Genomic DNA, 22326 nt, shown 5'->3' with positions numbered 1-22326 from the left:
CTATATCTTAAAATCACCAATGTTCGTGATATTCAGTAAGTCATTTGACATTACTTTGAAGGGGTTTTAAACTTTTTTATTCAAGCTCTTTTTTAATAAATGATCGAATATAAACGGACCAAGGGGTAAAAAAGATCCGAGTACCCCTGCTGGCATCGCCCAAAGCGGCATTTTGATTTTGGTGGTGGCTGCCAACAGCATTAAAATATACGCGATGAACAATCCGCCATGAGCCATCCCTATGTAGGTGACCGCTTCTGCAATACCCATCATGTACTTTAGCGGCATGGCGATGCAAAGTAATAATAAAAAGGACGTACCTTCTAAATAACCCATGATCGTAAGAATCTTTAATACAGAGTTCTGATCTTTTGTGAGATTAGGTGTTTCTGTGATAGTTGTCTGAGCCTGCGACACTATATCTTCCTTTTGTTTATAATAAATAAGGTAAGGGTTTTCCAATGCCGCTATGATACTGGCTTTGTTCAATGCTTTGAAGTATTAATTTTACCAACCCTTAATAGAGATCAGTAACGAAACTAAATGACTCTTGATGTCAGTAACTCTAAGGCTACTGATCTCGTTTTAACTGTGAAAAAAAATATGACTGCTTACTCCCTTTCTTGTCTTTACTCTTTTCGTCGCTGTCCTTATGCCATGCGCGCGCGTCTTGGCCTGTTGTTTGCCGAGTTGCCAGTAGAGCTACGGGAGATCACCTTAAAAAACAAACCTGCCAAAATGCTAGCGATTAGCCCAAAAGGCACCGTGCCAGTTTTACAGCTCGCTGATGGTGTTGTGATTGAAGAGAGTCGGGAAATAATGGAGTGGGCGCTTGAACAGCAAGACCCACAAGAGCTGATGAACATTAAGACTTTGCATCAAGGTAATACGTTAATTGAGCAAAACGATCAGGAGTTTAAGCATTGGCTAGATCGCTATAAATATGCTGACCGTCATCTTGAAATGACCCAAACAGAATATCGGCAAAAAGGTGAAGCATTTCTACAGATTTTAGAAGCACTGCTTACTAAAAATACTTATTTGCTAGGAGACAGTGTGACCATTGCCGATATCGGTATTATGCCATTTGTCCGCCAATTTGCTCATGTAGATCGCGACGTTTTTTACAGTTCGCCTTATCCGAAGCTGCAAATATGGCTAAAAAACTGGCTAGCGCATCCATTATTTATACAAGCCATGACCAAGTTTCAACCTTGGCAAGATGGCGATGAGCCAGTGATTTTCCCTTCTTAGTAAAAGTAGCTCATTCATTTCTTTGTAAATATTTCATCAATCTATTTTAGATATGTCTAGCAAGAATCCACACGTCATTAAACAATCTCTAATAGTGAAGGAGCTGTTTACCCTCACTATCTTGATAGACCTTAACAGTACTATTCTCAAAATAAATATCAATCTATGGCGGTTTGATAGCCGCTTTTCATAACCTTTGTATCAAAAGGGTTGAATGCTATTGTGTACACTTGTACTCTTAGGTTAGAATGAACATAAGTGTATCATTATATAAATATTCTTGAGTGAGCTCAATTACGAATTGATTGGCATGGTTGTTAAAGTAACTTTTATACGAGTGTGAATATAAGAGTGCGCAAACAACGAATCCACATGCTAATTATAGTGACGCCGATGGCTTTGCTTTTTATACGCGATAACCACTTAATTCCCCCTAATCCCAACATTTACGAAGGACTGTTTGAAATGTTAAAAAGTGCCATTAAAGAGACTGAATTAGAAAAAGTCGACATCATGTTAGTAAAAAATATTTTAGAGATTGGTATTCAAGATGATTATGCTGACAAGATAGCAGCTGATTATATCGAGACGTTAGCCCGCGCAAAAAGTGATAAAAACAGTCTCTTATATAAATCATCTAAGGTAAAAGAGTGCTATAGACAGTCGGAACTGCATAAATCTATCAACCGTATTATTTATAAGATCGAGCCTTTAAGGGTTGCTATTATGCGTGAAGGCCTAGCATTGCAGCAGGCAGTGGTTGAAGGCAATAAAGAGATAGCTGATGAGATTATTAAGGTTGTCGTTAGAATGAAGCTAGAAAAAAGTAAGCTTGAAAAAAATCTTAGCGCACTTATGGGTAACGTAAAAAAGCTTCAGCTAGCTAGCTAATAAAATAACAACAAAACAAGGCCATGCTTGAAAGTGGCGTCACCCTTTTTGAGCTACGTAGCCAAGCTGCGTCTGGTGCACCCGCTGACCATCTAGGAGCGTTCATATCGTCAAAAGCCAGTCTTCACGCAAAAACCTTTGCGGCAGATGGAAAGCGCATTTTTATTGGCTCGTTCAATTTTGACCCCCGTTCGGCTGCTCTCAATACTGAAATGGGTTTAATGATCAACAGTGAACAGATGGCACAGAAACTGCACAAAGCATTTGACGAGGGTATGGTTGGCCTTACTTGGCGAGTAGAGCAGCGTAATGGAAGGCTCGTCTAGATCGATGAGCGTCTCGGAGCCTGGATAAAGTGCCTTGCGTAATATTATCTTGACGATAGTAGGGTGGCTACCAGTTGAGTGGCTTTTGTAGCTATAGAGAACAGTGCTATATATGATGAACAGTACTATATATGATCATGAGCTATAATATCCAATATCTGACACATTTATTCAGTAATGTGATAAATATAAAAAATTGGCTAATGCTATGCCTGTCATAGTGCTTGGAATGTTTTTACGTTCTTTTAATTAAAAAAAGCAGTAGTACTACAATTATTAATCATTCATTATTTTTACTATTTTTTAAGATGATTTGTTAGCGTCTCTATCCTGCTTGTTTTTAATCGTTTATGCTCAGGTACTTTACAAATACTCACTAAGATATCTAAAAAATAATTAAGGAAAATTTATGCATATCACTGCTAATTTCGATGCTGGTAATATTGAGGTTATTAATTTAGAAGATAAAAAAAATATCCAATTGGCTATTCGTTCGGACGTCGGTGGCGAGTTTTTTCAGTGGTTTAATTTTCGCTTGACAGGTCAGGTTGGTGAGCAATATGTGCTCAATATTATGAATGCAGGGGATGCAGCATTCCCTGCAGGGTGGGAGAATTACCAAGCGGTGGCATCGTACGATCGCGACTATTGGTTTCGTCTGCCAACTTCTTATAAAGATGGTAAACTAACCATAACGGCAGAGTTGGAATGTGAAACCATTCAAATTGCTTTTTTTGCCCCTTACAGTGATGAGCGTCATCAAGATTTATTAGCAGCGGTGCAAATGCATCCATTAGTGACGTTAGAGCATTTGGGAGAAACCCTTGATAAGCGCGATTTAACCTTAGTCAAAATTAGTGATGGCGCTAGCAATAGCGATGCGCCTAAACGCAATATTTGGATTACGGCACGTCAACATCCCGGTGAGACGATGGCCGAATGGTTGGTCGATGGTCTACTGCACAGCCTGTTAGATGGTGATAATGCCACGGGTAAATTATTATTAGATAAAGCTAACTTTTACATCGTGCCCAATATGAACCCAGATGGCAGCGTGAGAGGTCATTTGCGTACTAACGCAGTTGGGACTAACCTAAACCGTGCTTGGTCAAATCCAAGTTTGGAAACCAGCCCAGAAGTCTTTCATGTCATTAATAAAATGGAAGAGACGGGTGTTGACTTGTTTTATGATGTGCACGGTGATGAAGAAATACCTTTTGTGTTCCTTGCTGGCTCGCAGGGTACACCAAATTATAGTGACCGCCTCGCACGTCTACGCGATAGATTCTCAGAAGTGTTAAAGATCGCCAGTGCTGACTTTCAGACGGAAGAAGGCTATGACGTAGATGCACCGGGTACTGCGAACATGACGCTTGCGACTCACTGGGTTGCCGAACGTTTTGACTGCCTTGCCAATACCTTGGAGATGCCATTTATAGACAACAATAATGTCCCCGATGCGGATACGGGTTGGTCACCAGAGCGCTCTATGAAATTAGGGGAAGCCTCATTAGTGGCTATGTTGGCAGTCGTGGATGATTTACGTGAGTGAATCATTTAGGTGGATTGTTTGGGTTATGAAATAAGTCTATGCACTCAAGGGTTACTTGTTCAACATTCTCTATGCCACTCCAAATCTTCTTAGATACGCCCTCAGATTTATCTGCTACCAGACTTTGCGAGTGCCAGAACGGCACTTGCAATCCTACCAGACACGCTCACTCTTACCGATACAACAGTCGTTGTACTAACTGTGTAGTAAGCATTTGGGTGGGTGAATCTTACTCATAACGCTATTTTCCCATAAAACTATCCCAGATTATTTTGCTTATCTAAGACAGCCCTGAAGATTAAATATCCTTTAATATAAATATACAGGTATGTTAGCTTTGTGCTTTAATAAATGACAGTTGTCATTTATGAGCATGGTTAATGTAAGTGACATAGATAGCCTTGATTTTATCAACGAGTAGTTTTTGGACTTATGGAGCGAGCTATGAATAAAGTATTTAAAAAGATTTGGAGTCAATCACTAGGTTGTATAGTGGTGGTATCTGAAAATACTAAGAGCGCTGGTAAGACCAGTGGCATGACTGGCACTATCGCCCAGATAGCTCGCTCAAATGACTATAAGATGTTGACTGTGAAAGGGCTTGCCTTCAGTATCGCAGCGATCAGTGGCTCTACAGTGTGGGCAGGTGTGGTATGCGTAACTGATCCTGTCTCTGGAGGAAGTACAGCAACAGGTGTAATTGCACTAGCCTGTGGAATAAATAATGCAGCAGACGGTCTCAATAGCAGTGCTTTAGGTATTGATAATGAAGCATTGAGTGAAGCTACTGCGCTAGGCTATGCAAATAAAGCAAAGGGCAGTTATAGCAGCGCAACAGGTATTTCTAATGAGTCTTCGGGTATTTATAGCAGTGCGGTTGGTTATACTAATGCAGCATCAGGTGATTATAGTAGTGCGTTAGGCGCTAATAATGAAGCATCAGTTAAGTACAGTAGTGCCGTTGGTTATAACAATACCGCATCGCGTATCAATAGCAGTGCGGTAGGCTCTAATAATATCGCATCAGAGGGTTATAGTAGTGCATTTGGTTATAACAACACGGCATCGAACATAAATAGCAGTGCAATTGGCTATAAAAACACCGCCTCGAATGTAAATAGCAGTGCCGTCGGTTATAATAATACAGCATCAGGTGAGGACAGTAGTGCCGTCGGTTTTGAAAATACATCAGAGGGTGGCTACAGTGTTGCAGTTGGTTATCAGAATACCGCATCAGGTACAGACAGCAGCGTGTTTGGCAGTAATAGCCAAGCAATTGCGACAGGCGCAACCGCCATCGGTAGTTTCTCCATTGCAGATGAAAGAGATACGATTTCAGTTGGTAGCAAGGGTTTCGAAAAACGTATCACTAATGTGGCAGATGCGACAAATGATACAGATGCGGTAAATAAACGATATACCGACGACAAAGCAACCGAGACCTTAACTGCCTCCAAAGGCTATACTGATGGTAAAGCAACTGAGACTTTAACCGCCTCCAAAGGTTACACCGATGGCAAAGCAACCGAGACTTTGACTGCATCAAAAGGTTATACCGATGGTAAAGCAACTGAGACTTTAACTGCCTCCAAAGGTTACACCGATGGTAAAGCAACTGAGACTTTAACTGCCTCCAAAGGCTATACCGACGGCAAAGCAACTGAGACTTTGACCGCATCAAAAGGTTACACCGACGGCAAAGCGACCGAGACTTTGACTGCCTCCAAAGGTTACACCGACGGCAAAGCAACCGAGACTTTAACCGCATCAAAAGGTTACACCGACGACAAAGCAACCGAGACTTTAACCGCATCAAAAGGTTACACCGACGACAAAGCAACCGAGACTTTGACTGCCTCCAAAGGTTACACCGATGGTAAAGCGACTGAGACTTTGACTGCCTCCAAAGGTTACACCGAAGACAAAGCAACCGAGACTTTGACTGCCTCCAAAGGCTACACCGATGGTAAAGCGACTGAGACTTTGACAGCCTCTAAAGGCTACACCGATGGTAAAGCGACTGAAACTTTAACCGCATCAAAAGGTTACACTGATGGTAAAGCGACTGAAACTCTAGCATTGTCACAAAGTTATACGAATGATCAGGTATTGAGCGTTAAACAGGACATTGCTGCACAGCATAAATACCTAAGCATCAATGGTGGTACGTCTGCAGAAGCGATTGCTAGTGGAGACAACGCAATGGCTTTAGGCGCTAACGCGGCGGCGCAGGGCAAGCAATCTATTGCAATGGGAGATGGTGCCCAAGCAATCGGCGAGCAAGCTATCAGCATTGGCACTGGTAATAAAGTGACTGGAGATCATTCAGGTGCGATTGGCGATCCAAGTACGGTCAGTGGTAATAACAGCTATAGTATGGGCAATAATAATACCGTGTCTGGCGACAATACTTTTGTGCTCGGCAATAATATCAATACTACGGCAAAAAACGCCGTGGTACTCGGTAATGACTCTAGCTCTAGCCGTGAAAACACAGTGTCGGTTGGTTCGGATATTAACCAGCGTCAGATTATCAATGTTGCTAATGGTACCGCTAATAATGACGCAGTCAATGTCAGTCAGTTACAAGACGCAAAAACAAGCGCTATCGAAACCTCGAACACTTATACTGATACTAAATTTAATGCTCTAAATGACTCTATTCACAATTATCTGCAAGACAATGGACAGCGCTTTAGGGAAATTGATGATCGTTTTGATCGTCAAGGTGCGATGAGTGCTGCGATGTTAAACATGGCAACCAGCACGTCAGGTCTACAAGGTAAGAACCGTATAGGCGTGGGCGCAGGTTTTCAGGGTTCTGAGCAAGCGGTTTCCTTAGGATATCAGCGTGTCATTAATCCCAATACCAGCTTTAGTCTCGGTGGTGCTTTCACAAAAGATGAGAACTCTGGTGGCATGGGTATGGGCTTTAGCTGGTAAGCATTAAGTAAACCAAAAGCCAGAAAAAGGACATTAATTTGTCCTTTTTTTCTGATGACCATTTCATACTTATTATCTAAAGCTTCTTATAGCCCAAACCTTTTTGAATGCTAATCCTGCTGTGAGCTAAGCGGTCGCTTGAGCGGCCTTATTTCTTTAAGAGTTTCTTTAAGAGCTGTCATAAGATCAGGGGCATAAGGCAATGTCACAAGGCAATTTATATAGTGTCACCTGCGTGCATTACACTTCAGCTTACTACCGTGTTAAATAACTCTGTGTATAAATTAACAAAGTTACCCTAACAGCACACCGCATAAACCGAAAACAGCTATAACACGTTGAATAATCAAACTGTCTTGCAGGTGAGTGTTTAGATAAGTGGCAAATCCTTTGCCGATAGTATATAGACCTAGCATGGCAACAATCATACCCGTAAAGAAGCCAGCGGTATTACTGTTTGCAGGCACTTCGATTGCATGAGCAGCACCGTGGAACATAGCAAGCGCACCAAAGCCAATGATTAAGAATTTATACACAGTTTTGACGGACATCTCGTGGCTTTGATTCAATGTCACATTAAAGTAGCGGCTCATAAGTGCCATGGTCAGTAGTACGATAGAGAGTAGAATACCGTATTCAATAAACAGGCTATTCAAGCTCACACTTAAACTCAGTACAAATCCTGTTACTAGACCAATTAACAGTGCTACAAAGCCTTTTTTAAAGCTGTGCATTTGAGTAAATAGCATGCCCATGCCCAGCGCTAACATCAGATGGTCGAACCCAGTCAAAGGGTGCAATATACCAGACAATATTGAAAGGCTAAATGAGCCATCTGCTGCCATCAAGCCATGCCCAGGGTGAGCAAATGCGAGTGTTGGTAGTAATGATAACAGTGCTAAGCCACTGATTATGGTGGTTTTTTGGAAGAGGTTCTTGCGTGTCATCGTTTTGGCTGTGTCTGTTGTCATGATAAATCCTTAATAAATAAACAAATCGATATAAAAACTGACTGATAATCCACTGATCCATCAGCGGTTTGTAGAGCACTTATTGATACCATCACCTAAGGCATTCTACGCCATACTTAACATGCCTTTATCTAAGATAAAAGTAACAATGTCATCAAGACCTTCGCCTGTTTTCATGTTGCTGAATACCACAGGCTTATCACCGCGCATTTTTTTGGCATCATGCGCCATCACCTCAAGTGACGCGCCTACGAAAGGGGCAAGGTCGGTTTTATTGATAATGAGTAAGTCCGATTTCATGATACCAGGGCCGCCTTTACGAGGGATTTTATCGCCTGCAGACACGTCAATGACATATAGTGTCAAGTCGGACAATTCAGGGCTAAAAGTTGCTGCCAAATTATCACCACCAGACTCGATGATAATGAGCTCAAGACCTGCAAATTGCTGCTGTAATTCGGCGATGGCAGATAGGTTAATTGAGGCATCTTCACGAATGGCAGTATGCGGGCAGCCACCGGTTTCAACACCGCGAATGCGCTCAGCTGGCATCGCCTCATTGCGGGTTAAAAACTCAGAGTCTTCTTTGGTATAAATATCATTAGTTACCACGGCCATATTGATGTCATCCCGCAGGCGTTGACATAGTCTCAGCGTCAACGCCGTTTTTCCTGAGCCTACAGGGCCACCAATGCCTAAACGTAGCGGAGAGAGCGTCGTTTCTAAATTTTTGTTTTCGACTTTGGGTGTTAGTGCCATAAATAAAGTTCCTTGATGAGAGTTGTGTTTATTAGCGATTAAGAGCGAAATAGGCGGCTGTATTGCCTTTCATGCTGACAAGACAGTATGGCTAAATTTGGTAGGTTGGCGGACATATGTAGCTGTTGATAGAGAAGATTTCGCTTAAATGTTGTTATATCAGAGCAATCAGTCATTAACGCCATATGTTGAACGTGCGAAAATTTTTGCTGGACGTTAGCAGCCAGTGGCTGTATTTGCTGACTTAATAACTGTTGCAGCTGCCAAATGATGCGCTGTCCTGCCATTTGTCCAAGCGGTACGGTCTTAACCGCAGCCAGCACCATGTTTTCAATTTGACCAAAGGCATAGGTGGTCATGGCTTGTACAGGCTTAAGTTGCCAGTGCGAGCTGATATGGGCAAACAGTGGCAAAAACCCATGAGCGAGTAAGCTATCAGGCACATTAAGCTCAAGAACATTATCTAGCCATGCGGATAAAGACAGCGCCAATTGACTTGACTCATAGACGAACTCTTTGGTTTCGCGGCTAGCGTGATAATCGGCACCTAAAGCATCAGTCAGCGCCACATCATTAATCATAATTGCCTCTATCATCAGCGCCAGTAGCGGTAGCTCATAACGACACAATGCCAGCTCCAAATAGTCACTCATAAACGCTAAACCACTGCTTTCGTCGTGAATGAGCCCTGACTCGATAGCAGGCTCTATGCCTTGCGAGTAGGTATAACTGCCAATAGGTAGGTTGCTTGACGCCAGCATGAGCAAACGTCCAGTTACCTCTGTATTATTCAGATCATTTATACCTTGTGCGGTACTGGCAGGATGCTGGGAGTGCGTGGCGTGATTAGTCATGAGTATGCTCATGATTACGGCTACGGCTACGGCTACGGCTACGGCTATGGCTATGGCTGTGAGCGTCAGAGTGATTGTGCTGATGGTTACCGCTATGTTCATGACTGTGACTGTGATCACGATTGTGGCTATGAGAGTGAGAATGTCCGCCGTGCTCACCTTTATACGCACCCGTTTCTGGCTCAAATGGCGCTTGTACGGCTTGGGTATGTAGGCCAAGTTGATTTAACATCGCTTCTAAAACATGATCAGGCTCAAAGTACAGTGCATTAGGTGTCAGCATTAAAGGAACATGGCGGTTGCCTAAATGGTAAGCGCCTTTCATAAGGTCAAAGCCATTATCAGCGGTTACTTCTATCAAAGCTTGCTTAGCAGCTATTATTTGTATCAAGTTGCCTTGATGGTCTGCCAGCACACTGCCATTCTTAATGGTTTCCGTACGTGGCAAATCGACACCAATGGTATCTTGGTGCTGTGTTTCTGCTTTAAAACGGCTACGCTGACGGGTATCGAAATCTAAATATAAAAAGTTTTCTGCCTGTTTTTGCCTATCAATAATTGCTTGTTGTTCAGCGCTAAGGGTTGATAGATCAAGACGTTGCGTATAAATGTTCATAATTATGTTTATAGTCCGTTAAAGTAGATGGTTGACAGCTGATGGTAGATTATCAGCACGACAATAAAAAGTAGCTAGAATAAAAAATAGCGCTGTGCCATCGGTAGATAGTCGGCAGGCTCACAGGTCAACAGCTCACCATCGGCGTACACTTCATAGGTTTCTGGGTTAACCTCCATCTTAGGACAGTAGCTATTAAACTTCATGTCTTGTTTACGTACCTTACGAATGTTGTGTACCGCTTTAATGACCTTTTCTAGTCCTAATTGCCTATCAACACCCTTATCAATAGCCGCACTTGACATAAAGGTGATGCAAGTCTGCGCTACTGTCTTGGGGAAGCTACCAAACAGACTGCGATAGTGCACAGGCTGCGGGGTTGAAATGGAAGCATTGAGGTCACCCATGGACGCTGCCGCAATCAAGCCGCCTTTAATAATAAGGTCGGGCTTTACGCCAAAAAATGCCGGCGACCATAAAATTAAATCCGCCCATTTATCTACTTCAATGGATCCCACTTCGTCACTAATGCCATGAGTGATGGCAGGGTTGATGGTGTATTTTGCGAGGTAGCGTTTGATACGAAAATTATCATTGCTGCTATCAGAGTCCGTAGGACTGAGCATGATATTTTCTAATGCTTGCTCAGTTTTAGCTGATTGATCAGGAGCCAGATGACCACGTTGGGCTTTCATTTTATCAGCCGTTTGCCACGTGCGAATAATGACTTCTCCCACGCGTCCCATCGCTTGCGAATCACTACTCATCATGGAGATGGCACCCATGTCTTGTAAAATATCTTCGGCGGCAATGGTTTCTTTACGAATACGACTTTCTGCAAAAGCGACATCTTCAGCAATGGCTGGGCTTAAATGGTGACAAACCATGAGCATGTCGAGATGCTCGTCAATGGTATTAATGGTGAAAGGGCGCGTCGGGTTGGTTGATGAGGGTAAAACATTGGTTTCGCCAATAGCTTTTAAGATATCTGGGGCATGACCGCCGCCAGCGCCTTCGGTATGGAAGGTGTGAATACAGCGGTCTTTAAACGCGCCTAGAGTGCTATCTAAATAGCCGCTTTCATTTAACGTATCAGTATGAATCGCCACTTGCACATCATATTCTTCAGCCACGCTAAGGCAGTTATCAATGGCTTTGGGCGTGGAGCCCCAGTCTTCATGAAGCTTAAGCCCGATAGCACCCGCTTCAATCTGCTCTACAATGGGGGCAGATAAACTGACGTTGCCTTTACCCAAGAATCCGATGTTCATCGGAATAGCATCAGTGGCTTTTAGCATGCTGTGAATATGATAAGCACCAGGCGTACAAGTGGTGGCAAGAGTACCTTCAGCAGGTCCCGTACCACCGCCTAACATCGTGGTTACACCAGACATCAATGCCGTCTCACACTGCTGCGGTGCAATGAAGTGAATATGGCTATCGATCCCACCAGCAGTTAATATTTTACCTTCTCCTGCGATAATTTCGGTAGCAGCGCCAATAGGTAACGTCACATTAGGCTGAATATCAGGGTTGCCAGCTTTACCAATGCCACTGATACGACCCTCTTTGATAGCGACATCTGCCTTATAGATACCGCTGTAGTCCACAATCAAAGCATTGGTAATAATAGTATCGGCAACTTGCTCACCTATTAGCTGTGATTGACCCATACCATCGCGGATTACCTTGCCGCCACCAAATTTAACCTCTTCACCAATGCTGATGCTATCAGTATGTTGGTCACTGTGACTGGTCAAGTCATATTCAACCTCAAGCCATAAATTCGTATCGGCTAAGCGTACCTTATCTCCTGAGGTAGGGCCAAAATGTTCAGCATAAATACGTCGGTCAATGCGTTTTTTCGAGGTATTTTGAGAGATTTTAGGGTCTACAACGCCCATAACCTTGCCTGAAAAACCATAGATGTGTTGTTTACCGGCGATAGCGACTAACTCAACTTTTCGTGCTTGTCCTGGCTCAAAGCGTACCGCAGTACCAGATAAAATATTGAGTCGATAGCCAAGCGTCGACTCTCGATCAAAGCTCAGTGCTGCATTTACCTCAAAGAAGTGATAGTGAGAACCGATTTGAATAGGGCGGTCGCCAGTATTGATTACCGTTATGGTTTGAACATATCGACCAGCATTCAAAGCCATATCGCCTGTTTTAATATTATATTCGCCTGCTTTTATCGTCATTTTTATTATCCTTAATCGTCTTACGGCAATGGCTCTCGTTCAATATCGTTTTATCCGGCTCTATAGCAAGCAAGCTATACGATGGGGTTATGTACCGTCACCAGCTTAGTGCCATCAGGGAAAGTGGCTTCAACTTGGACATCATGTATCATCTCTGAGATGCCTTCCATGACGTCATCGGCAGAGAGATAAGTGGCTCCTTCACTCATCAGTTGAGCCACGGTTTTGCCATCACGCGCGCCTTCCATCAGTAGCATGCTGACATAAGCGATAGACTCAGGATAATTAAGCTTGACGCCACGATTTTTACGACGTTCTGCCACCATGCCTGCGGTAAATAGCAAGAGCTTATCTTTTTCTGTAGGATTTAACTGCATAAAACTTCCTTAATAATTATTGTCTTTTAAAGGTTATAATTCGTTTTTAATCTTTATAAAGTAAATAGGCTAAGTAGAGTCATTCTGGTTTGATTCAGCATTGTTTAGGAATGAGATTAAGTGGGAACACATGATATTAAGTGTCCCAAATCCTTGGTCGATGAGGCTCAAGCGCGTACCATCTAGACCTGATAAGCTCGCGAATTTGGTAAAAAGCTTCAAAGCAAGCACGCACATCTGCCCCTAAATAACGGCAATTGATACCTTGAAAATTATGAGTACAGTGAATGGGGAGTGACTGCTGATCAATGAGGCTGCGTAGCTCGGTAATAGTGGCATCTAAATACTGACCAAGCTTGAGCGGATTATTCTGTAGTTCTGGCGCAATAATCTCTGTGCTAGGTATTGCCCAAAAAGAGCCATGCACATGTTGATTGTTCAGTCCTAATGGTGAGGTAAACCAGCGCGTATTTGCTGGCTGGGAGGTGCATTCACTGACCAATAAACTGCCCTCACGCCATATCTCTAAGCGGTTGGCATAATGACCATTAGCAAACGTCTCTTGATACGCTTGACGTCCGAACACAGCAATATCCCAAGTCAACAAACTTGCTGTTTTAGCTAAATAAAAGCGGTTGTTCGCATTAGAGTTGGAATAATCGTAATAGATGCTTTCTTGGGGTAGCCATTCTAGGACAGCGTGGTCATCGAGGCGGGCGTCGATATGCTGTTCTGCGCTGACAACATCATTAAAACAGTCGTTAGAAGTGTTGCTGTTTGCCGATTGAGTGCCGTTGTTAAATTTTGATGAGTCGCTAGGTCTAGAGGAACGCAACGATTTGCGTTGCCCGTACCATTTACCGGCTCCAGGGGTGGTAATCACCGCATGGCTATTAGAGTGTAGGTTAAATTCCAATGTTAAGCGGTCATCATCAGCAATACCAGCAGGAGGATACAATACATAAATATGGCAAATCCCTGCTTGGCTGTTATCAGTACTGTCAGGCTCAGGATACAGCGCGCGCTGCACCATGAGTGCGCCAGTATGGGCACGATGATACAGCCGAGTTTTTGCAGCATTAGAGGCGCAGTCGAAATGGAGCTGTAGTGAGGATTGCCAAGTCAAAATTGCGTTCCCTTTTAGAAAGTGTCCTTTTAGATTGCCACCAATTCTTGAATATTGTTTTTTGCCATGTCAATTCCAGCCCCCTGAGCTACGACTTGTCCTCTAGAAAGCACGGTATAGTTATCGGCAAGCTCTTCTGCAAACTCATAAAACTGCTCGACCAGTACAATAGCCATTTCACCTTGATAACCTAAATCCCTAATGACCCGCCCGATGTCCTTGATGATAGAGGGCTGAATGCCTTCAGTCGGCTCATCAAGTACTAGTACTCGAGGCTCTGATGCAAGCGCACGAGCAATAGCAAGTTGCTGCTGCTGACCGCCAGATAAATCGCCACCGCGGCGATGCTTCATTTCGTCCAGCACTGGAAATATATCATATAAGTTTCTGGGTACTTTACTTGCTTTACGTTGAGAGAATTTCGCCATGCCAATCAGAATGTTTTCTTCAACGGTCAAAGTAGAAAATATATCGCGTCCTTGCGGTACATAAGCGAGTCCTGCGCGCACACGCTGCTCAGGCGTCATCTGACTAATGTCCTTACCGTCTAATAAAATCTCACCTGATTTTATTGGTAGGATGCCCATCAAACATTTAAGCAAGGTGGTTTTACCGACGCCATTACGACCCAGTACCACGCTACATTCTCCTACCGGGGCGGCGAGGGTGACATCACGTAAGATGTGACTGCCACCGTAATATTGATTTATGGCATTGATTTCTAACATATAAGCACCTCTGTTTTTTAGGTCTATTTTTAAGTGTTACTATTTGTTATCGACCTGAGCTTATTACCGACCCAAATAGGTCTCAATGACGGCTTCGTTGTTCTGTACTTCACTCAACGTCCCTTCAGCCAAAATAGCGCCATTTGCCAAAACCGTTACTTTCTCACTTATTACATCAATAAAGGTCATGTCATGCTCAACCACGATTAAAGTATGATTCTTTTTAAGGCGTAGACATAACTCAGCGGTATGTTCAGTTTCGGCATCTGTCATGCCTGCTACTGGTTCATCAAGTAAGATAAGTTTTGGTCTTTGCATCAGTAACATTCCAATCTCTAGCCACTGTTTTTGACCATGAGACAATAGTCCTGCTGGCTTGTTAATCAGCTCTTTTAGGCGTATTTGATCAAGCGTTGAGTCAAGGGTATCTTGGATTTCTGCATCAATACGAGTAAGCCAGCTTTTTGACACTCGCTTATCCTTTGGCGCGGCCAGCATTAAGTTATCGAGTACGGTAAATTTCTCAAACACGGTAGGTTTTTGAAACTTACGGCCAATGCCTGCTTCCGCTATTTCTTCGGTAGATAGTTTGGCTAAATTATGTACTTGACCGAAAAATGCGCTGCCTGTGGTCGGGCGCGTTTTACCCGTAATAACATCCATTAAAGTCGTCTTACCTGCACCATTAGGACCAATGATGCAGCGCAGCTCGCCTGCCTCAATGTATAAAGACAAATCATTGAGTGCACGGAATGAGTCAAACCATACGCTAACGTCTTCTAAATATAGCGCAATACCATGTCTCATATCTGGCCCTGATTTGGGGACAGGATGCGCCAAGCCTCCGCTATCTCCGTAATCTTCAGTCAGAGTAGTGACTGGTCGGGTAGGCGTGTTTTCTGCGACCGTTATGTTATTTGTATTGTCAAAACTTCCCATTGGCTTATGTATACTAGGATCATTTTTATTTTTAATAAGCGCATCGTTAGCCGTTTTTTGGGAAGCAGCATTATTACATATTATTGACATTATTCTTTTTCCTTCTTAAAACGATCGAGTACACCAATGATGCCGTTAGGGAGAAATATAGTAACCACTACAAAAAATCCGCCTAGAATAAGCAACCAGAACTCTGGGTAGGCGACGGTAAAATAGGTTTTAATCACATTGACTGTACCAGCACCTACAATGGCACCGATTAATGAACCTCTGCCTCCAGCAGCCACCCAGACTGCCATCTCGATAGAGTTGATGGGGTTCATCTCGCCTGGGTTAATGATACCAACTTGCGGTACATATAGAGCACCAGCGATACCAGCAATGACTGCAGACAACACCCAAGCTGAAAGCTTGTACCAAAGCGTGCGATAGCCTAAATACTGCAAACGATTTTCACTATCACGGATGGCACCAAGCACACGCCCATAAGGCTGGCTCATCAGATAGCGTAGTCCAAGATAGGACAGTAGCAGCGCCAAAGCAGTCGTAAAACACAGCACAACCCTCGTTGAAGAAGCAGTGATGTCATAACCTAATAGCGTGGTAAAGCCTGTGAAACCATTATTACCACCAAAGCCTGTTTCGTTACGGAAAAACAGTAAAGCTGCCGCATAGGTCATGGCCTGAGTAATAATCGAAAAATAAACCCCTTTAATCTTTGAGCGAAATGCAAAATAACCAAAGATAAAAGCGACCAGACCAGGAACTAGCACCACTAGAGCCATCGCCCACCAGAAATGTTGAGTGCCTGCCCAGTACCACGGCAATTCGGTCCAACTCAAAAAACGCATAAAATCTGGCAAGCCCGTGCCAGCAGTTTCACGCGTCAAGTACATACCAAAAGCATAACCTCCTAGCGCAAAATAAAGACCATGACCTAAGCTTAGGATGCCTGCATAGCCCCATACCAAGTCTAAAGCCAGGGCTACCATGGCGAGTGCCATTATTTTACCAATCAAAGTTATCCAATAAGCAGACAGGTGAAAACTAGAAGTTTCAGGTAGTAAATGGAGCCAAGGCAATATCAGTAGCACTAAAAAACACAAACCAATCAAAATGGCATTACGTGGGGAATCAGATAATAATTGAGTCAAACGCATGAGGTTCTCCTTAATCCACAAAACGGCCTTTGAGGGCGAATAAACCTTGTGGACGTTTTTGAATAAACAAAATCACAAGAACCAGTAACACAATCTTAGCCATCACAGCACCAATGCCAATTTCAAGCACCGTACCACTGACACCAAGACCTAAAGATGCCAATACCGCGCCCCATACTTGCCCAACACCGCCAACCACGACGACTAAGAACGCATCAATAATATAAGTTTGACCTAAGTCGGGTCCGACATTGCCTACTTGCGCCAAAGCACAGCCAGCGAGACCTGCGAGGCCTGAGCCAAGTCCAAAAGCCAACATATCGATGCGAGCAGATGAGATACCAACTGCACGTGCCATTTGCCGATTTTGAGTCACAGCGCGCACAAATAGCCCGAAACGAGTCTTGTTCAGTAAGTACACTAGTAGCATAAGAATAATGACGGTAAAGCCGATAATAGCGATACGGTTGAAGGGAAGCACAAGGCTCGAGGAGACTTGATAGGCACCGCTCAACCAGTCGACATTGCTGACTTCGACGTTTTGCGCGCCAAATATCATCCGAACCAACTGCATAAGAATCAGACTGACACCGAAGGTTGCCAGTAAGGTTTCAAGCTCACGACCGTAAAGCGGGCGAATAATGATTCGTTCAATAATCATGCCGATAATGGCACTGACTAAGAAAGCGACGGGTATAGCAGCAACCAGATACCATCCAGTCATACTAGGAAAATATGCTTGAAAGAGATTTTGCACCATATAAGTGGCGTAAGCACCAATCATAATGAGCTCACCATGAGCCATATTGATGACCCCAAGCAGACCAAAGGTAATGGCAAGCCCTAATGCCGCGAGTAGTAAGATACTTGCCGTACTAAGCCCCGTGAACAGATGACCTATCCAAGTACTGATGGTAATGCGCTGCTCAATACTATCCTCAGCGTCTAACAGCGCAGATTTGAGCACAGGATCGATATCATCTGCCGCCAATGCTTTTTTAACATCCACTAATACTTGTGGGCTATCGCTATCAGCAAGCACGGTAAGCGCGGCAATTTGGGTAGTGACGTCGCCATCTCTAAAATCAATTCTTGCTTGTAAAGTACTCAACGCTGTTTTGACGTCGTCGTCTTCCTCATTAGTGGCAGCAGTACTTATGAGTGCTGGATCTAGCTGTTCGATATTGTCCGCTAAGATGGCAACTGCTTGCACACGTTGCGTAGGATCGTCTGACTCAAGCTTAACCTTGGCTTGTCCAAAGACTAAGGCTGAGCGTAGCGTATTGGTCAAAGTCACTTGCGCCAAGTCGCTAGGCCACTCGGTGGTCAGCTGCTTAGCAGGATAAGTAAATAGCTCATCTTCGCTGTTAAGTAGGTAGGTTTGCCCGCCATTGCCTTGGTATAGCTCATCGTTTTTTATAAGCTCAACTAAAGTATCCAAACTCTCCACTGACCCCGGCCACTGATTGAGCATGGTTTGGCGCTTGGTGAAGTCAGCAGCAACGAACTGCTCGATAGCATCCCCTTTACTTATCGCAAGATCAGCTGATGTCGTTACAGACTGCTTGTTCTGAGCAAGTAAAGTGCCGTCTTGAGCAAGTAAGGTCTCTTCACTTACAGCATTGGATGTCGCTGCCACAGTATTAGTCGATAGTTTCTCGCCATGGCTGTGTACTACTGGCGTCTCGTGAGCATGAGCAGCTGATGTGATAGCAATGAGGAGGAGTAAAGATAATAAGGCGATTATAAAAGTCTTGTTAAAATAATTGGCTGGCGCGTCACTTTTATAATAGGAAGGGTAATGTGACATGATGGTTCCTTTTTTGCAGTCAACACTCCTTTAACCTCTACTAAAAACTGTTTTATCAGTAGAGGAGCTAAAGGGTTGCTGGTATTGATACCATTAAGGGGCTAAGGATTACGGTTTAAGTGACCACAACCTTATTTAGGAATGTACTGACTCCATGGCTCAGCACGAATGACTTTTGGCGTTTTGCTGATCACATCGAACTGACCATCGGCACGGATTTGACCGATCATGACAGGCTTCCATAAGTGATGGTTTTCCTCATCCATTTTCAATGTATACCCTGATGGCGCGTCAAAAGTCTGACCTCCCATACTGATACGCACTTTATCGACATTAGTAGTACCAGCTTTTTCGACTGCTTGTTTCCACATATTGATACCCACGTAGGTGGCTTCCATAGGATCATTTGTCACGACCTTGTCAGCATTGGGTAGCTTATGATCCAGCGCATATTTCTTATACTTTTTAGTGAAATCGCTGTTGACAGGGTTTTTAACCGACATAAAGTAGTTCCATGACGCCAAATGCCCTTGCAATAAGCTGGTATCGATACCGCGAAGCTCCTCTTCTCCTACTGAGAATGCCATGACTGGGATATCAGAGGCTTTAATACCTTGGTTGGCAAGCTCACGATAAAAGGGTACGTTTGAATCCCCATTAATGGTAGAGATAACCGCCGTCTTTTTACCGGTAGAGAAGCTTTTAATATTGCCAACGATGGTCTGATAGTTGCTAAAACCGAAGGGGGTGTACTCTTCCATGATGTCTGTTTCAGCGACGTCTTTAGATTTTAAGAAAGCCCGCAGTATCTGGTTAGTAGTCCGAGGATAAACATAATCTGTTCCAAGTAAAACGAAGCGTTCTGCACTACCGCCCTCTGGACTCATCAAATATTCAACGGCAGGAATGGCTTGTTGGTTCGGTGCAGCACCAGTGTAGAAAATGTTTTCTGACTGCTCTTGACCCTCGTACTGAACAGGGTAGAACATCAAACCATTTAACTCTTCAACGACAGGCAGCACTGACTTACGTGACACCGATGTCCAACCCCCAAAGATTACATCAACTTTATCTTGGGTTAACAGCTGACGTGCTTTTTCAGCGAATAACGGCCAATCAGAAGCGGGATCTACGACGATGGGCTCTAGCTGCTTACCCAACACACCGCCATTGGCATTAATTTCATCAATGGTCATGAGCGCCGTATCTTTTAATGAGGTTTCAGAGATGGCCATCGTTCCAGATAAAGAATGCAAGATACCAACTTTGATGGTGTCACCATCTGCCACAGAGGTAGCAGCCGTCTCAGAGGTGTCCGTTTTTGTGGCTGTAGAATTGGTTTCTGCACTGGTTTCCGCAGGTTTTTGACAACCTATAAGACTTAAGCTGCCGACAACGGCTACTGCTAGCAGAGACAAACGTGATGTCAATTTTGAGTCGATACGATGGTTTGTATTGATAGGAGTAGCAGTGATAAGCGTTGGCAATAAAGACATATATTTCTCCAGAAAGATAAAGTAGCAGCCTGGTAGGCCGAGTGAACGAGCCATTCCTAACTATGATTAATACTTCAATATCTATGCCAATATAAAATACGAGACAAATGCACCAATATCGGTCTTTATCAGGAGCTAGGGCACTTCTTTGCACCATAATTGGTTTTTATGATTTTCTATGCACCATTTATGTCTGGTTAAGAAATGCTAAAGTGGTATAAAAAATGACGACATCAGAAGCGATGTTTTTTTGAGTTCAGAAAGTGTGAACAGAAGGAAATTAAGAAGCAAACGTACTAAATGATATTAACGCAACTAAAGATAGGTTTTTTTAGCTAAAGCACGTTAGCCATTACGCTTGGTAGCTAGCTTGGGATGAAGTCTGACATTTAGTTTTTATAATAGGGTGCTGATCTATGCTGAAGAAACCGTAAATTTACCCTGCGTAAGTAAAATATTTATTCGCTTATTTGTATCAGTACCAGTAAAATGCGAGACTGTTTTCTACACGAGTTTATGAGTAACCAATGATACGTTTAACTGAAATTAAATTGCCGTTAAATCATGCACCTGAAGAGTTAACAACAGCAATAACCACAAAACTTAAAATTTCTGCTGAGAAAATGGCGTCATTTGTGATGTTTAAACGTGGTTATGATGCTCGTAATAAAAGAAATATCCAATTAATTTATACGCTAGACATCACACTGACCGATTCGGATTTGACCAATGATTTACTGGTTCAATTTGAGTCAGATAACCATGTCAAAGCAACACCAGACACCAGCTACAAATATGTAGGTGAGGCGCCAGATAATTTAACTGAGCGTCCTGTTGTTATTGGTTTTGGACCTTGTGGTTTGTTAGCAGCACTGACCCTTGCCCAAATGGGTTTTAAACCTATTATCATTGAACGTGGTAATGAAGTCAGACAACGCACCAAAGACACCTTTGGCTTTTGGCGTCAGCGTAAATTAAACACTGAATCAAACGTACAATTCGGTGAAGGCGGAGCGGGTACTTTTTCTGACGGCAAACTATATAGCCAAGTGAAAGATCCCAATCATTATGGCCGTAAAGTCATGACCGAGTTTGTTAAAGCCGGCGCACCAGATGAGATTTTATTTGTCAGTAAACCGCACATAGGTACTTATAAGTTAGTGACCATGGTAGAAAAAATGCGTGCCGAGATCATAGCGCTTGGTGGGGAAGTTCGTTTTGCGACTCGTGTAGATGACTTGCATATCACTGACTCAAAAGTAACAGGCGTGACCCTTAATACTGGCGAAACCTTAAAAACCAGCCATGTTGTTCTTGCTGTTGGTCATAGCGCGCGCGATACCTTCCAAATGATCCATGATAAAGGCGTGTATGTTGAAGCAAAACCTTTTTCAATTGGCTTTAGGATTGAACATAAACAGTCAACCATAGACCAAGCACGCTTTGGTGACAATGCTGGGAACGAAATACTTGGCGCTGCGGATTACAAACTGGTTCATCATTGCAAAAATGGTCGTTCTGTTTATAGCTTCTGCATGTGTCCAGGTGGAACGGTGGTTGCCGCCGCATCAGAAGAAGGCCGTGTTGTCACTAACGGCATGAGTCAATATTCAAGGAACGAGCGTAACGCCAACAGTGCTATTGTGGTAGGTATTGACCCAGAGCGAGATTATCCAAACCATCCTCTTGCTGGTATCGAACTACAAAGACAACTAGAAACCTTAGCGTTTGAGTTAGGCGGCAAAGACTACAGTGCACCAGCGCAAACCATTGGTGATTTCTTAAAAGGTAAACCAAACTCAGAATTGGGCGATGTAAAACCCTCGTACACACCGGGCATTACCTTAACTGACTTAAGCAAAGCGTTACCTGACTTTGCCGTGGATGCCATACGTGAAGCCATTCCAGCGTTTAATAAGAAAATCCAAGGATTTTCATCTGATGATGGGTTACTCACTGGCGTAGAAACCAGAACCTCGTCACCAATCAGCATTAAACGTAATAAAGAATTCCAAAGCATTAACACCGAAGGCTTATTCCCTGCAGGCGAAGGCGCTGGCTACGCAGGTGGCATATTGTCAGCAGGGATTGATGGTATTAAAGTGGCAGAAGCCGTGGCAAAATCGATGTTGAACATAGAGTAAGAGCGGCTCTAAACGGTAAGCAAATCCTAATATTAAAACGCTTACCTAGATAAAAGCATGCGAGCGAAAAAGCCTTTCAAGCTATGAAATATAAAGCTTGAAAGGCTTTTTTGTGTTTTGACGGTATGCTGTATGAAAATACATCGTCAGTTATGCAATGTTATGATGCGATAAGACAT

19 protein-coding genes are annotated in these 22326 nt (G+C 43.4%); 6 read left to right on the top strand and 13 right to left on the bottom strand.

Annotation, left to right across the window (positions count from 1 at the left end):
* Positions 1–66: 66 nt before the first annotated feature.
* Positions 67–396 (bottom strand): DUF3817 domain-containing protein, encoded by a 330-nt coding sequence (locus JMX82_RS01945; RefSeq protein ID WP_201539343.1) that lies wholly within the window; start codon positions 394–396, stop codon positions 67–69.
* A gap of 207 nt (positions 397–603) precedes the next feature.
* On the opposite strand from JMX82_RS01945, the gene JMX82_RS01940 reads away from it, so the two are divergent.
* From JMX82_RS01940 to JMX82_RS01920, 5 genes are all read left to right on the top strand, one after another.
* Positions 604–1254, top strand: a complete 651-nt coding sequence (locus JMX82_RS01940; protein WP_201539152.1) for a glutathione S-transferase — start codon at positions 604–606, stop codon at positions 1252–1254.
* Positions 1255–1719: 465 nt separating this feature from the next.
* A complete protein-coding gene (locus JMX82_RS01935; protein WP_201539150.1) occupies positions 1720–2145 on the top strand; it encodes a hypothetical protein in 426 nt (141 codons plus the stop codon).
* A gap of 23 nt (positions 2146–2168) precedes the next feature.
* Positions 2169–2471 (top strand): phospholipase D-like domain-containing protein, encoded by a 303-nt coding sequence (locus JMX82_RS01930; protein ID WP_201539148.1) that lies wholly within the window; start codon positions 2169–2171, stop codon positions 2469–2471.
* Positions 2472–2880: 409 nt separating this feature from the next.
* Entirely contained in the window at positions 2881–4023 is a 1143-nt protein-coding gene (locus tag JMX82_RS01925; protein WP_201539147.1) for a M14-type cytosolic carboxypeptidase, read from the top strand.
* Between the two features lie 444 nt (positions 4024–4467).
* The gene (locus JMX82_RS01920; RefSeq protein ID WP_201539146.1) at positions 4468–6966 is read left to right on the top strand and encodes an ESPR-type extended signal peptide-containing protein; all 2499 of its coding nucleotides are present in this window, start codon (positions 4468–4470) and stop codon (positions 6964–6966) included.
* Between the two features lie 293 nt (positions 6967–7259).
* On the opposite strand, the gene JMX82_RS01915 is transcribed toward JMX82_RS01920, so the two are convergent.
* From JMX82_RS01915 to urtA, 12 genes are all read right to left on the bottom strand, one after another.
* Positions 7260–7937: a HupE/UreJ family protein gene (locus JMX82_RS01915; protein WP_201539145.1), complete on the bottom strand. Its 678-nt coding sequence runs from the start codon at positions 7935–7937 to the stop codon at positions 7260–7262.
* A 105-nt stretch (positions 7938–8042) separates the two neighbouring features.
* Positions 8043–8696, bottom strand: coding sequence for an urease accessory protein UreG (gene ureG / locus JMX82_RS01910; protein ID WP_201539144.1), 654 nt, complete (start codon positions 8694–8696; stop codon positions 8043–8045).
* A gap of 38 nt (positions 8697–8734) precedes the next feature.
* Entirely contained in the window at positions 8735–9550 is an 816-nt protein-coding gene (locus JMX82_RS01905) for an urease accessory protein UreF (protein WP_201539143.1), read from the bottom strand.
* Positions 9543–10166: an urease accessory protein UreE gene (gene ureE, locus JMX82_RS01900; protein WP_201539142.1), complete on the bottom strand. Its 624-nt coding sequence runs from the start codon at positions 10164–10166 to the stop codon at positions 9543–9545. The genes JMX82_RS01905 and ureE overlap by 8 nt, the downstream gene beginning before the upstream one ends.
* Before the next feature lie 74 nt (positions 10167–10240).
* Positions 10241–12367 (bottom strand): urease subunit alpha, encoded by a 2127-nt coding sequence (gene ureC, locus JMX82_RS01895; protein WP_201539140.1) that lies wholly within the window; start codon positions 12365–12367, stop codon positions 10241–10243.
* A 74-nt stretch (positions 12368–12441) separates the two neighbouring features.
* Positions 12442–12744: an urease subunit gamma gene (gene ureA / locus JMX82_RS01890; protein ID WP_201539138.1), complete on the bottom strand. Its 303-nt coding sequence runs from the start codon at positions 12742–12744 to the stop codon at positions 12442–12444.
* A gap of 136 nt (positions 12745–12880) precedes the next feature.
* On the bottom strand, positions 12881–13870 hold the full coding sequence (locus JMX82_RS01885) for an urease accessory protein UreD (RefSeq protein WP_201539137.1): 990 nt from the start codon (positions 13868–13870) through the stop codon (positions 12881–12883).
* A gap of 29 nt (positions 13871–13899) precedes the next feature.
* Complete coding sequence (gene urtE, locus JMX82_RS01880; protein ID WP_201539136.1) at positions 13900–14598, bottom strand: urea ABC transporter ATP-binding subunit UrtE; 699 nt, start codon at positions 14596–14598, stop codon at positions 13900–13902.
* A gap of 63 nt (positions 14599–14661) precedes the next feature.
* A complete protein-coding gene (gene urtD, locus JMX82_RS01875; protein ID WP_201539135.1) occupies positions 14662–15627 on the bottom strand; it encodes an urea ABC transporter ATP-binding protein UrtD in 966 nt (321 codons plus the stop codon).
* Positions 15627–16697, bottom strand: coding sequence for an urea ABC transporter permease subunit UrtC (gene urtC, locus JMX82_RS01870; RefSeq protein ID WP_201539134.1), 1071 nt, complete (start codon positions 16695–16697; stop codon positions 15627–15629). Before urtC ends, urtD begins: the two co-directional genes overlap by 1 nt.
* A gap of 10 nt (positions 16698–16707) precedes the next feature.
* Positions 16708–18507 (bottom strand): urea ABC transporter permease subunit UrtB, encoded by a 1800-nt coding sequence (gene urtB, locus JMX82_RS01865; RefSeq protein WP_201539133.1) that lies wholly within the window; start codon positions 18505–18507, stop codon positions 16708–16710.
* A gap of 131 nt (positions 18508–18638) precedes the next feature.
* Positions 18639–19949 (bottom strand): urea ABC transporter substrate-binding protein, encoded by a 1311-nt coding sequence (gene urtA / locus JMX82_RS01860; RefSeq protein WP_201539342.1) that lies wholly within the window; start codon positions 19947–19949, stop codon positions 18639–18641.
* 581 nt (positions 19950–20530) lie between these two features.
* Here urtA and JMX82_RS01855 point away from each other — a divergent pair.
* Complete coding sequence (locus tag JMX82_RS01855) at positions 20531–22147, top strand: NAD(P)/FAD-dependent oxidoreductase (RefSeq protein ID WP_201539132.1); 1617 nt, start codon at positions 20531–20533, stop codon at positions 22145–22147.
* Positions 22148–22326 lie beyond the last annotated feature (179 nt).

The sequence above is a fragment of the Psychrobacter sp. 1044 genome, from assembly GCF_904846525.1.
GTDB lineage: Bacteria > Pseudomonadota > Gammaproteobacteria > Pseudomonadales > Moraxellaceae > Psychrobacter.
Note: the sequence above shows the minus strand (reverse complement) of the source record. Positions and strands in the feature narration are given on the sequence as shown.

Coding starts and splice junctions, on each gene's coding strand:
- JMX82_RS01940 (WP_201539152.1), top strand. CDS start 604: ATGACTGCTTACTCCCTTTCTTGTCTTTACTCTTTTCGTCGCTGTCCT.
- JMX82_RS01935 (WP_201539150.1), top strand. CDS start 1,720: ATGTTAAAAAGTGCCATTAAAGAGACTGAATTAGAAAAAGTCGACATC.
- JMX82_RS01930 (WP_201539148.1), top strand. CDS start 2,169: ATGCTTGAAAGTGGCGTCACCCTTTTTGAGCTACGTAGCCAAGCTGCG.
- JMX82_RS01925 (WP_201539147.1), top strand. CDS start 2,881: ATGCATATCACTGCTAATTTCGATGCTGGTAATATTGAGGTTATTAAT.
- JMX82_RS01920 (WP_201539146.1), top strand. CDS start 4,468: ATGAATAAAGTATTTAAAAAGATTTGGAGTCAATCACTAGGTTGTATA.
- JMX82_RS01915 (WP_201539145.1), bottom strand. CDS start 7,937: ATGACAACAGACACAGCCAAAACGATGACACGCAAGAACCTCTTCCAA.
- ureG (WP_201539144.1), bottom strand. CDS start 8,696: ATGGCACTAACACCCAAAGTCGAAAACAAAAATTTAGAAACGACGCTC.
- JMX82_RS01905 (WP_201539143.1), bottom strand. CDS start 9,550: ATGACTAATCACGCCACGCACTCCCAGCATCCTGCCAGTACCGCACAA.
- ureE (WP_201539142.1), bottom strand. CDS start 10,166: ATGAACATTTATACGCAACGTCTTGATCTATCAACCCTTAGCGCTGAA.
- ureC (WP_201539140.1), bottom strand. CDS start 12,367: ATGACGATAAAAGCAGGCGAATATAATATTAAAACAGGCGATATGGCT.
- ureA (WP_201539138.1), bottom strand. CDS start 12,744: ATGCAGTTAAATCCTACAGAAAAAGATAAGCTCTTGCTATTTACCGCA.
- urtE (WP_201539136.1), bottom strand. CDS start 14,598: ATGTTAGAAATCAATGCCATAAATCAATATTACGGTGGCAGTCACATC.
- urtD (WP_201539135.1), bottom strand. CDS start 15,627: ATGTCAATAATATGTAATAATGCTGCTTCCCAAAAAACGGCTAACGAT.
- urtC (WP_201539134.1), bottom strand. CDS start 16,697: ATGCGTTTGACTCAATTATTATCTGATTCCCCACGTAATGCCATTTTG.
- urtB (WP_201539133.1), bottom strand. CDS start 18,507: ATGTCACATTACCCTTCCTATTATAAAAGTGACGCGCCAGCCAATTAT.
- JMX82_RS01855 (WP_201539132.1), top strand. CDS start 20,531: ATGATACGTTTAACTGAAATTAAATTGCCGTTAAATCATGCACCTGAA.